This window comes from Acerihabitans sp. (assembly GCF_036398755.1).
Classification (GTDB): domain Bacteria; phylum Pseudomonadota; class Gammaproteobacteria; order Enterobacterales; family Enterobacteriaceae; genus Acerihabitans.
The window spans coordinates 1-12,184 of the sequence record NZ_DASWOM010000122.1 but is presented as its reverse complement, the minus strand read 5'-3'; the positions used below and the strand labels follow the sequence as shown (position 1 = coordinate 12,184).

The 12,184-nt window shown below is 54.9% G+C and carries 10 protein-coding genes and 2 pseudogenes; 10 read left to right on the top strand and 2 right to left on the bottom strand.

Going from position 1 to position 12,184, the window contains the following annotated elements:
- Nucleotides 1-268, bottom strand: a pseudogene (locus VGC33_RS20190) (hypothetical protein); the annotation flags it as partial.
- A gap of 25 nt (nt 269-293) precedes the next feature.
- Between VGC33_RS20190 and VGC33_RS20185 the strand changes: the two are divergent.
- Nucleotides 294-983: a FadR/GntR family transcriptional regulator gene (locus VGC33_RS20185; protein ID WP_331122563.1), complete on the top strand. Its 690-nt coding sequence runs from the start codon at nt 294-296 to the stop codon at nt 981-983.
- Nucleotides 984-1,053: 70 nt separating this feature from the next.
- Here the strand turns inward: VGC33_RS20185 and kup are convergent, their stop codons facing one another.
- A complete protein-coding gene (gene kup / locus VGC33_RS20180; RefSeq protein WP_331122562.1) occupies nt 1,054-2,922 on the bottom strand; it encodes a low affinity potassium transporter Kup in 1,869 nt (622 codons plus the stop codon).
- Nucleotides 2,923-3,161: 239 nt separating this feature from the next.
- Between kup and ravA the strand changes: the two genes are divergently transcribed.
- The 9 genes and pseudogenes from ravA to VGC33_RS20135 form a co-directional block, all read left to right on the top strand.
- The gene (gene ravA / locus VGC33_RS20175) at nt 3,162-4,661 is read left to right on the top strand and encodes an ATPase RavA (RefSeq protein WP_331122561.1); all 1,500 of its coding nucleotides are present in this window, start codon (nt 3,162-3,164) and stop codon (nt 4,659-4,661) included.
- 6 nt (nt 4,662-4,667) lie between these two features.
- Nucleotides 4,668-6,137, top strand: coding sequence for an ATPase RavA stimulator ViaA (gene viaA / locus VGC33_RS20170; protein ID WP_331122560.1), 1,470 nt, complete (start codon nt 4,668-4,670; stop codon nt 6,135-6,137).
- A gap of 61 nt (nt 6,138-6,198) precedes the next feature.
- Complete coding sequence (gene asnC, locus VGC33_RS20165; protein WP_331122559.1) at nt 6,199-6,660, top strand: transcriptional regulator AsnC; 462 nt, start codon at nt 6,199-6,201, stop codon at nt 6,658-6,660.
- A gap of 89 nt (nt 6,661-6,749) precedes the next feature.
- Complete coding sequence (gene mioC, locus VGC33_RS20160) at nt 6,750-7,190, top strand: FMN-binding protein MioC (RefSeq protein WP_331122558.1); 441 nt, start codon at nt 6,750-6,752, stop codon at nt 7,188-7,190.
- A 380-nt stretch (nt 7,191-7,570) separates the two neighbouring features.
- Nucleotides 7,571-9,460, top strand: a complete 1,890-nt coding sequence (mnmG, locus tag VGC33_RS20155; RefSeq protein ID WP_331122557.1) for a tRNA uridine-5-carboxymethylaminomethyl(34) synthesis enzyme MnmG — start codon at nt 7,571-7,573, stop codon at nt 9,458-9,460.
- A gap of 112 nt (nt 9,461-9,572) precedes the next feature.
- Complete coding sequence (gene rsmG, locus VGC33_RS20150; protein WP_331122556.1) at nt 9,573-10,193, top strand: 16S rRNA (guanine(527)-N(7))-methyltransferase RsmG; 621 nt, start codon at nt 9,573-9,575, stop codon at nt 10,191-10,193.
- Nucleotides 10,194-10,826: 633 nt separating this feature from the next.
- On the top strand, nt 10,827-11,207 hold the full coding sequence (gene atpI, locus VGC33_RS20145) for a F0F1 ATP synthase subunit I (protein WP_331122555.1): 381 nt from the start codon (nt 10,827-10,829) through the stop codon (nt 11,205-11,207).
- An 8-nt stretch (nt 11,208-11,215) separates the two neighbouring features.
- Nucleotides 11,216-12,037, top strand: a complete 822-nt coding sequence (gene atpB / locus VGC33_RS20140; RefSeq protein ID WP_331122554.1) for a F0F1 ATP synthase subunit A — start codon at nt 11,216-11,218, stop codon at nt 12,035-12,037.
- A gap of 49 nt (nt 12,038-12,086) precedes the next feature.
- A pseudogene (locus VGC33_RS20135) lies at nt 12,087-12,184 on the top strand (F0F1 ATP synthase subunit C); the annotation flags it as partial.

Below are 12,184 nucleotides of genomic sequence, written 5' to 3'. Positions count from 1 at the left end.
CGTATATTACGTTTTCCCGCTGAAGAGTCAAGCTTTTATTTGCCCCGGCGGGGCGCTTTTCCCTTCCCGACCCGGCGCCGCGTAAGCGTTTATTCCCGGTCAGTGGAGGCGCATTATAGGGACTTTCCCCAGCCTGACAAGGCTTAATTGGCAAAAACAAGCCAATCGGTTTATTTTTCAGCAAATCTCGGATAAATTCAGGGATCGCGATTACATTTACAGCAATTAACCCGCCATATAGCCGCGCGCAGGCATAAGATAAGCACATTCAAAACAGCATGGGACGGGACACTATGCATTTGACGACGCAACAACAGGCCGCACAACGAAACCTTTCCTATCTTCTGGCTGAGAAGCTGGGACAACGCATCCTGGCGGGAGAGTATGCCGCCGGCGATATCCTGCCGGGCGAAATCGAACTGGGCGACCTGTTTGGCGTAAGCCGCACCGCGGTCAGGGAGGCGGTGAAAATATTGGCGGCAAAAGGCATGCTCTTGCCCAGGCCGCGTATCGGCACGCGCATCTTGCCGCGACACCAGTGGAATTTCCTCGACCAGGAACTGCTGAGCTGGTGGGTCACCCGCGAGAATTTTGAAGGGGTGATGGAACACTTCCTGGTGATGCGCACCAGCCTTGAGCCGCAGGCCTGCGCGCTGGCGGCGGTGAATGCCACCGATGAGGAAAAGCATAAACTGGTGATGCTGATGGAGGAGATGCAGTTGCTGCATGCGCATTTTGACCGTGAACGCTGGATAAGCATCGATGCCCAGTTCCACCGCCATATCTATGAAATCAGCGGCAATCCGTTCCTGTCATCCTTTGCCAATTTGTTCAGTTCCATCTATCAGAACTACTTTCGCGCCATTGTCAGCGATGAAAACGTCAAGGCCGAGCCGCATCAGGCAATCGTGGATGCCATTCTGGCCTCCGATTCACAGCAGGCCATGACGGCCTGCCGGCTGCTGCTGGCCGGAAACGATTAGTCATAGGGGACCCGGCGGCGCGTTCCATGGGAGGCTCATTGGCTCACCCGCCGACCGGAGCGACGGCGGCCTAGATTTCCACCTGTGTGCCCAGCTCAATAACCCGGTTAGGCGGAATCAGGTATTGATCGGGCGCGCGCAGGGCGTTGCGGCTTAAAGCGATAAACAGTTTGCCCCGCACCAGCAGATACCAGGGGCGCTTACCGAGGATCAGCGATTCATGGGACATAAAGAATGAGGTTTCCATCATTCGGCACGACAGTCCTTCCAGGCCGCAGCGATGGAAAATTTCTTCCATATCCGGCGTTTCTTTAAAGCCGTAGCTCGCGACGACCCGCCAGAACGTCGGCGAAAGCTGTTCTATGGTTACGCGGCGCACGTTGTGCACGAACGGCGCGTCTTCGGTGCGCAGCGTCAGCAGCACCACGCGCTCATGCAGCACCTTGTTGTGCTTGAGGTTATGCAGTAACGCAAAAGGGATCACATTCATCGCCCGCGACATAAATACCGCCGTACCCGCTACCCTGACCGGCGGCGATTTTTCCAGCGAGGCGATCAGCGCCTCCAGGGAATTACCGTGCTCATGCATTCTGCGCAATAGCCGGAATCGCTCGCTCTTCCAGGTGGTCATCACGATAAACATCAGGAAACCCAGCAACAGCGGTAGCCAGCCGCCGGAGAAAATCTTGAGGGCGTTGGCGGCAAACATCGGAATATCCATCCCCAGCAGCAATATCAGCAAGACCAGCACCACCAAACGGTTCCAGTGCCAGTTTTTGATGGCGACGGTACAGGACAGGATGCTGGTCAGCACCATGGTGCCGGTTACCGCGATACCGTAGGCCGCCGCCAGGTTGCTGGAATGCTCGAAGCTCATTATCACCAGCACCACCGCAACGTACAGCAGCCAATTGATAAAGGGGATATAGATCTGGCCGGATTCCATTTCCGAGGTATGGATGATGCGCATCGGCGGCAGGTAACCCAGGCGCACCGCCTGCCGGGTCAGGGAAAAGACGCCGGAAATGACCGCCTGGGAAGCAATTACCGTGGCGAGGGTGGCTAAAATCAATAATGGAATCAGCGCCCAATCCGGCGCCAGTAAAAAGAAAGGGTTCTTAATGGCCGCGGGGTACTTAAGCAATAACGCCCCCTGGCCGAAATAGTTTAATACCAGCGAGGGCAGGACCGCGCTGAACCAGGCGATACGGATAGGCAGCTTGCCGAAATGGCCCATATCGGCATACAGCGCTTCCACGCCGGTAATCGACAGCACCACCGCGCCAAGGGCAAAAAACGAGATGGTTTTATATTGAATAAAAAAACTAACCGCCCATTGGGGGTTCAGGGCGTACAGCACTTCCGGATTGTCCATGATGCCGCGCGCGCCCAGTACCGCCAGGGCCAGAAACCACACCACCATCACCGGCGCGAACAGTTTGCCGATACCGCCGGTGCCTTTTTTCTGAATAAGAAACAGCAGCGTCAGAACGGCTACGGATAAGGGGACTATATAGGTATCAAGCGACGGCGCGGCGATTTGCAGCCCTTCTATGGCCGACAGCACCGAAATGGCGGGGGTAATCACCACCTCGCCGTAAAAAAAGCTGCCGCCGATAAGACCCATGATAACCAGCACCGACGTCATGCGCGCCGACGTGTTCCTGCCGGCCAGCGACATCAGCGTTAAGATACCGCCTTCCCCGGCGTTATCGGCCCGCATCACGAAGGACAGGTATTTGAAGGAAACAATGAGGATCAGCAGCCAGAAGATTAACGACAGGAAGCCAAGCACCGCGCCACGTTCAACGCCGAAGCCATAGTGCCCTGCCAGGCATTCTCTCAGGGTGTATAGAGGACTGGTGCCGATATCTCCATAAACCACGCCGATAGCGGCCAGTGTTACCGCCGATAGGGATTGCTTATTCTCTCTACTCATAACCTCTTCGCGCTGTAATGTATCCGTAGCGTTTGGTGGGCTTGATCCATAGCTCATCAAAAAGCGCACAGTATGCATGAAACTAGCAGAATACCTAATCTAATATCTTCTTTCTTGCCATCGAAACCAGACCGCCGGGAGGAAATTCCTCCGTACCCATCCTGTTTTCAGCCCTATCATTATAAAAAGCGGTAGTTTATTGTTGCGTCATCATAATTAACCGGGATCTGACATTTATTATGGCTCATTCATCCCCGCTGGTTGAGAGAATTTATCGCCTGAGCAGCGCGTTGGAAAGCGGACTGTACGAACGCCAGCATACCGTTCGTCTGTGCCTGCTGGCGGCGTTATGCGGCGAGAGCGTATTTTTATTGGGACCGCCCGGCATCGCCAAAAGCCTAATCGCGCGCCGTCTTAAACTGGCGTTCAGCCATGCGCGGGCGTTTGATTATCTGATGACGCGCTTTTCCACCCCGGAAGAAGTGTTCGGCCCCCTATCCATCCAGGCCCTGAAAGAGGATGGGCGCTATCATCGCCTGACGAAAGGCTATTTGCCGGAAGCGGAAATTGTCTTCCTTGATGAAATATGGAAAGCCGGGCCAGCCATTTTAAATACCCTGCTGACGGCGATTAACGAGCGGCGTTTTCGCAACGGCGATACCGAACAGGTTCTGCCGATGCGGCTGCTGATAACCGCTTCCAACGAGTTACCGGATAACGACAGCGGGCTGGAAGCGCTGTATGACCGGATGCTGATCCGCTTATGGCTGCACCGGGTTAAAGAGAAAGCCAATTTCCAGGCTTTGCTTATCCACACATCCGATGGCGGGGAACCGGCGTTGCCCGAGGGGTTGGGTGTCAGCGATGAAGAGTATCAGGCGTGGCAGCCGAAAATAGACCGCGTCAGCCTGCCCGCGGAATGTTTTGAATTGATCTACCTGCTGCGCCAGCGGCTGGATGCCTTGGCGCAGGCGCCTTACGTGTCCGACCGGCGGTGGAAAAAAGCGTTGCGCCTGCTGCGGGCAAGCGCGTTTTTCAGCGACCGGCCGGCCATCGCCCCGATTGATATTATCCTGTTGAAGGACTGTCTGTGGCACGATCCGGACAGCCTGCGGCTGGTGGAGCAGCAGGTAGAGCTATTGCTTATCGAGCAGGGTTATCAACAACAATCAATGCTGTTGAAGATGCAGGATATCGAGCGGGAAAAGCTGGCGCACCGTCGCCGGCAGAATCAACAACACGCCCTGGTGTTTGAATCGCGCAAAGGGCTGATACATCGAAAGCCGGTTTATACCCTGCCCGAGTCGCTGTCCGGGCATACCCTGAGGCTGGTATTGCAAACTCCGCTGGTGCTGCATGACGTCAAGGTGACCCATATCACCCTGGAGCGCGAAGCCCTGCAGCAGTGGCTGCTTAAAGAAACGGTGTTAAAGGGGCGGTTGAATAATATCGGCTTTGCCCAACCCCTTGAGGCGCGTATTAACGCCAGCCGGCAATTGGAAATATTGGATATCAGCCGGCAAGCCTCGCTCTTGGCGCCGGAAGGGCAACAACAGCCCACGGAACTGCCGCAGGCCCTGCAGGAGGCTTTGGCCGCCGTGGAACGTCAGTATCATCAGCAGCGCGCCCGTTTCAGCGAACAGCAGGCCTGCCTTTTTATCCCCCGCGAGTGGGTGGCGAAAATAGAAGACAGCCTGCTGGAAGTGTCCCGTCAACTCCTGCAAGCCGGACAGGGTTAATCCATCGTGCTGGCCTTAAGCACCCTGGACTTATTTTTATCCATTAATGAAGGCGAGCTGCTGGATGATTTTATCCTGACGCTGCTTGCCAGCCCGCAGTTAGCCGTTTTCATGGAAAAATACCCGCTGTTCAAAACAGCCTTGCTTAAACGTATGCCGATTATCCGGCAACGTTTGGAGCGGGTCTTACTGGAAACACGGGTTTCGCCCGCACTGGCCACGGAGTTTTACCAATGCCAGCAATGCCAACTGTTCTCGCCAGACGAATTCAGAACCGCCCTTGCCACTACCCTTGAACAGCTAAAGCGTCTCTCATCCCCGTTTTATCCCGAGGCCGCAAACCTGGCCGCGGCCGCGACTTTTGCCAGGGCGCGCCCGCAGGAAAGCTTTCAAACGCTATTTTTACAGCGCTGGCGCATTGACCTGACGCTGCGGGCGGTCACATTGCACCATCAGCTACTGGATAGCGAACGTGAGCTGCTGCTCGACGAACTGGCGCAGCAACTGGCGGCAAGCGGCGCGCTGGCGCCCCTGATGGTGGAAAACGAAGCCGCGGCCGGCCGGTTGTGGGACATGACCTCGGCGCAAAGACAGCGGCAGGATTACCGGCAGTTGGTCCATTACGGCGAGTTTTTACACCGTCAGCCGGAATTACGCCGTCTGGCGGAAAGCCTGGGGCGTAGCCGGGAAGCCCACGCCGCCGCCGCTCCCGAGGCACCGCAACAATGGATACGATTGCGGGTGCTCGAACCCATGGTACAGCCCGAGGAGGTCAGCGGCATCCACCAAAGCGACGATCTGCTGCGTTTGCTGCCCACCGAGCTGGCGACGCTTGGCATTGACGAGCTGGAGTATGAATTTTATCGTCGTTTACTGGAGAAACGCTTATTGACCTATCGCCTCCAGGGCGAGGGCTGGCGGGAGCGGGTGGTAAAACAGTCGACGCAGGGCGAGCAGCGGCAACCGCAGCCGCGCGGACCTTTTATCGTCTGCGTCGACACGTCCGGCTCGATGGGCGGCTTCAACGAACAGTGCGCAAAGGCGTTCTGCCTGGCGCTGATGCGAATTGCGCTGGCGGATAATCGGCGCTGCTTTATTACGCTATTTTCCACCGGCATGGTCAGCTATGAACTCAGCGCCCTGTCCGGGCTGGAACAGGCGATCCGTTTTCTCGGCCAGCGCTTTAGCGGCGGCACCGATTTGACCGCCTGTATCGCCGCCCTGGCCGATCGGCTGGACACGCCGGAATGGCGGGACGCGGACGCGGTGGTGATTTCCGATTTTATCGCCCAGCGTTTACCGGACGAATTGATCGCCAGAATAAAACAGCATCAGCGGCGGCAGCTTCAGCGTTTCCATGCCGTTGCCCTGTCGTCCCTGGGAAAACCGGGTATTCTGAAGATATTCGATCATATCTGGCGCTTCGACACCGGCCTGAAACAGAGATTGTTACGGCGCTGGCGTCGCCAGGAATGAAAGGCGGTCGCCGGGGCGGTTGATCGTCCCGCGGGTAGCCATTATCAAGAAAGAGGAAATAATGCCGGAAAATTATCAGATAGATACGCTCGATCGCGCCATTTTACTGGCGCTAATGGCCAATGCCCGTACCGCCTATGCCGAGCTGGCCAAGCAATTGGCGGTCAGCGCCGGCACGATCCACGTACGGGTGGAGAAGATGAAGCAGGCGGGTATTATTACCGGCGCCCGGGTGGACGTCAGCGCAAAGCATCTGGGTTACGACGTCTGCTGCTTTATCGGCATCATCCTTAAAAGCGCCAAAGACTATCCCTCGGCGCTGAAAAAGCTCGATGCCCTGGAGGAAGTGGTGGAAGCCTATTACACCACCGGCCATTACAGCATTTTCATTAAAGTCATGTGCCGCTCCATAGATGCCCTGCAGGAAGTTCTTATCAACAAGATCCAGACTATCGACGAAATCCAGTCCACGGAAACGCTGATCTCGCTGCAGAACCCCATCAGCCGTACGATCGTCCCCTAACGGGAAATTGTTATACCCCTATTATCCACAGGTAGATCCCAGGCGATACACAGCGTACAATATCGGCTCTTTGTTCAAACGGAACCATTATGGCCGATATAACGATCGTCAGCGGCAGTACCTTGGGCAGCGCCGAGTACGTGGCGGAACATATTGCCGGTATTCTTGAAAATCATGGGCATACCACCAATGTACTGCACGGTCCCGAACTGGAAGAGATGACGGTGCAGGGGTTGTGGCTGATTGTGTCCTCGACCCATGGCGCGGGCGACCTGCCGGACAATCTGCAGCCGCTGTTTGAACAACTGGAAACAGAGCAACCGTCGCTTGCCAACGTCAGATATGGCGCGATCGGCATCGGCAGCAGCGAATACGATACCTTTTGCGGTGCGATCGATGCTATCGATCGTCAGATGATCGCCCGTGGCGCGGTGCGAATCGGCGAGATATTAAAGATCGACATTACCCAGCATGAAATCCCCGAGGATCCGGCGGAAGAGTGGGCGAAGACCTGGATCGACTTAATATAAATTAAAAAAATATCACCGTATTTGTGTGTATAAGTATGCTTAAAACCCGCCTATAACCGGTACTTATCCACTGTATAACCTTTGTTTGTTTTTCAACCAGTGGATAAGTGCCGATCTTGATCCCAGCTTATACCGGTTGGGATCACCGATCATTCACAGCTAATGATCCTTTGCAATAATCTGATCTTGCTGGGGTTTAGCGGCTTATCCACAGAGGATCGCGATCCTAGTAGTAGACATAATAAAGAGATCTTTAAATAAAAAGATCTTTCTTTAATTACCTGCGGATCCCCGGGGCTTGTATCACCCGCAAAGTCGAGTAGAATCCATTTTCCCAACGGCTCCCGACGATGGTTCGCCCCATGCGAGGAAGAATTACCATGTTTTATCCCGATCAATTTGACGTCATCATCATCGGCGGCGGCCATGCCGGCACCGAAGCGGCCATGGCGGCGGCCAGGATGGGCTGCAAGACCCTGCTGTTGACGCATAATATTGATACGCTTGGACAAATGTCCTGCAATCCGGCGATTGGCGGCATCGGAAAAGGTCATTTGGTCAAGGAAATTGACGCCATGGGTGGCCTGATGGCCAGAGCCATCGACCAGGCGGGCATTCAGTTTAGGATACTAAACGCCAGCAAAGGGCCGGCGGTGCGCGCCACCCGCGCCCAGGCGGATCGACTGCTGTACCGCCTCGCTGTCCGAACCGCGCTGGAGAACCAGCCCAACCTGATGATCTTCCAGCAGGCGGTCGAAGATCTGATTGTCGAAAACGATCGGGTGGTCGGGGCGGTTACCCAGATGGGCCTGAAATTCAGGGCCAAGGCCGTGGTGCTGACCGTCGGTACTTTCCTGGATGGCAAGATCCATATCGGCATGGATCATTACAGCGGCGGCAGGGCGGGCGATCCGCCGTCGATTTCGTTGTCCAAACGCCTGCGTGAACTGCCGTTCCGGGTAAAACGCCTGAAAACCGGCACCCCGCCGCGCCTGGACGCCAGAACCATCGATTTCAGCCAGCTGGCCACCCAACAGGGCGACGTTCCGCTGCCGGTATTTTCGTTTATGGGGTCGGTCGATCAGCATCCCCGCCAGGTGCCTTGTTATATTACCTATACCAATGAGCAAACCCATGAGGTGATCAGGCGGAACCTGGATCGCAGCCCCATGTATGCCGGCGTGATTGAAGGCGTGGGACCGCGCTACTGTCCCTCCATCGAAGATAAGGTGATGCGTTTTGCCGACAGGGATTCCCATCAGATCTTTCTTGAACCTGAAGGGCTGACCAGCAACGAAGTTTATCCCAACGGCATTTCCACCAGCCTGCCGTTCGATGTGCAGATGAAAATCGTGCATTCCATGAAAGGGCTGGAAAATGCCAGCATCGTTCGTCCCGGTTACGCCATAGAGTATGATTTTTTTGACCCACGGGATTTAAAACAGACGCTCGAGAGCAAGCACATTGCCGGTTTGTTCTTTGCCGGTCAGATCAACGGCACCACCGGTTACGAAGAAGCCGCCGCCCAGGGCATGCTGGCGGGCATCAACGCCGGCCGTTTGGCCAATGACCAGGATGGATGGTTCCCGCGCCGCGATCAGGCTTACCTTGGCGTGCTGGTTGACGATCTTTGCACCCTGGGCACCAAGGAACCCTATCGCATGTTTACCTCGCGCGCCGAATACCGGTTGCTGCTGCGGGAAGACAATGCGGATTTACGCCTGACCGAAACCGGCCGGGAGCTGGGGCTGGTGGATGACGAACGTTGGGCGCGCTTTAGCGAAAAGCTGGAAAGCATTGAGCGCGAACGCCAGCGTTTGCGCGATGTCTGGGTTAATCCGCGCACGCCCGAGATAGAACACATCAATCTGCTGCTCAAAGCGCCGCTATCACGCGAAGCCAGCGGCGAAGAGCTGCTCAGGCGCCCGGAAATGACCTATGGGATCCTGACCGGGCTGCCGATGTTTTCACCTGCGCTTGCGGATCCGCAGGCCGCGGAACAGGTGGAAATCCAGATTAAATATGCGGGTTACATCACCCGTCAGCAGGAAGAGATCGACCGCCAGCTGCGCAATGAAAATACCCTGCTGCCGTTGGAACAGGATTACCGGCAGGTATCAGGCTTGTCCAACGAAGCCATCGCCAAGCTAAACGATCACAAACCCGGTTCCATTGGGCAGGCATCGCGCATTTCCGGCATTACGCCGGCGGCGATCTCCATTTTGCTGGTATGGCTGAAAAAGCAGGGCATGCTGCGCCGCAGCGCCTGATTTGACCGCGTATGCACCTTGCCGGCGGGCAAAAGGGATCATCACCCTTCTGCCCACGGCATATTTAAACCACGGCGGCAGATGCCCCGGCGCATTTCTTAAGGATCCCGCCATGCAGGCCAAACTGGAAGTATTACTCGACGCCGCCGGCATCGCGCTGCCGGAAGGGCAGAAGCGGCAGCTGATACGCTACGTCGAGCTGCTGGATAAATGGAACAAGGCGTATAACCTGACGTCGGTACGCGATCCCGCGCAAATGCTGATTCGCCACATAATGGATAGCATTGTGGTTAATCCTCACCTGCGTGGACGGCATTTTATCGACGTGGGTACCGGCGCCGGCTTGCCCGGCATTCCGCTGGCGATTGTGCGTCCCGATTCCCGTTTTACCCTGCTCGACAGCCTGGGGAAGCGCATCCGTTTCCTGCGCCAGGTGCAGCATGAACTGCGGCTGGATAATATTGAACCGCTGCAAAGCCGGGTGGAGGACTATGCGCCCGAGGCGGGTTTTGACGGGGTAATCAGCCGCGCCTTCGCGTCGGTAGGCGATATGCTGTCCTGGTGCCATCATTTGCCGGCCGTGCCGCAAGGGCGGTTTTACGCGCTTAAGGGGCAGGTGCCGGCGCAGGAACTCCTGGCGTTGCCGGAAAAATTCGTTGTGGAGTCGGTGGTTACGCTGTCCGTGCCGCAATTGCTGGGCGAGCGGCATTTAGTGGTGATCGGGGTGCGCTAAATTTGTTTTTTATCAATAAAACATTGAATAGAATAAGCCCGGCTATTCCAGGATGGCGGCATTTGCCCCAAGCGTAATTTCAAATCTCCGTTACTTAATTTTTACATTACATTATCATATTACGCTGCCGGTAATTTAGTTCTAAGGCTAATAGTCACTGAGTAAAATATATGTGTCCAAAAATGTCAGTGATATTACCGACCGCTTAAGCGGAAAATAAGCCGCCTCGCCACTCTTCGGCGCGATTGTGATGATATAAGGTTCACTTCCAGTAAGATAATATATAATTTATTGATTTTTAATATAATTTTAATGTTTTTTTGATGCCGGGCAAAAAATGCCCGCCCGGGAGACATAAAGTTTGGTGTTCCATAACGTGATCAGACGCACAGTTTCAGAAGCAATAATTGCCCAAGCAGTATAAAGTTATGCATGGTATCATTCCCGCGATTTAACGGGGAAAAGGGGTAAAACGAGAGGATTTAAATTATTGTTCACCTTTTCGCTACTTATGCATTGAATTCGTAGTATCTACCCGTATAATTTGCACGTTTTTCGCCACTTGACTCACCGAGCTAAAGGCAGTTTTATACACCTTCAGCCTGACCGGAACAGGTAGGGGGAAGTGAAATAATGTCCTTATCCCTCTACGGTGGGAAAGTTGCTGGAAAAGTGTTGTTTATCCAGTTATTGACCTTGGGCCTGTTCAGCGCGTTGTTTGCCTTGCGCGGCCCGCATTGGGGCGCATCCGCCGCTGGCGGTGGGCTGGCGGCCTGGCTGCCGAATGTGTTTTTTATACTCTTTACCTGGCGCCATCAGGTGAAAGTTCCGGCCGCGGGACGTGTCGCCTGGTCATTTGCCATCGGAGAGGCGCTCAAGGTCGTCGCTACCATAGCTTTGCTTATCGTAGCGCTTGGGATGTTCAGGGCCGCGTTTGTTCCATTGGGCCTGACCTATTTATCGGTGCTGATTGTGCAGATTTTGGCACCGGCCGTAATTAACAACAAAGGGTAAGAGGCATCATGTCTGCATCAGGAGAAATCTCTACTCCACAGGAATACATAGGCCACCACCTGAACAACCTTCAGCTGGACCTGCGTACTTTTGAACTGGTTAATCCCCATGGCGGCCCGGCAACCTTCTGGACGTTGAACATTGACTCCATGTTCTTTTCCGTACTGCTCGGCGTGATTTTCATAACGGTTTTCTCCCGCGTGGCCAAAGGCGCAACCAGCGGCGTTCCCGGTAAACTGCAAACCGCGGTTGAACTGATCATCGGGTTTGTCGACGGCAGCGTGCGGGATATGTTCCATGGTAAAAGCAAACTTATCGCGCCGCTGGCGCTAACCATCTTCGTTTGGGTTTTCCTGATGAACCTGATGGATTTGCTGCCGATCGATCTGCTGCCGACCATTGCCGAGCGCTATATGGGACTGCCGGCGCTGCGCGTGGTGCCTTCCGCCGACGTGAATATCACGATATCCATGGCGCTGGGCGTCTTTATCCTCATTCTTATTTACAGCGTGCGGATGAAGGGTATCGGTGGTTTTGTCAAAGAACTCACCATGCAGCCGTTTAACCATTGGGCGTTTATACCCATCAACCTGATTCTCGAAGGCGTGAGCTTACTGTCCAAACCGGTTTCCTTGGGCCTTCGGTTGTTCGGCAATATGTATGCGGGTGAGTTGATCTTCATTCTGATTGCCGGTCTGTTACCGTGGTGGTCGCAGTGGATCCTGAATGTGCCTTGGGCCATTTTCCACATACTGATCATTACGTTGCAAGCCTTTATCTTTATGGTGCTGACGATTGTCTATCTTGCGATGGCGTCCGAAGAACACTGATATTTCTACAATACTGTTGCGTTTAATCTGAAACAAACTGGAGACTGTCATGGAAAACCTGAATCTCGATCTGCTGTACATGGCTGCCGCTGTGATGATGGGTCTGGCGGCAATCGGTGCTGCGATCGGTATCGGCATCCTGGGTGG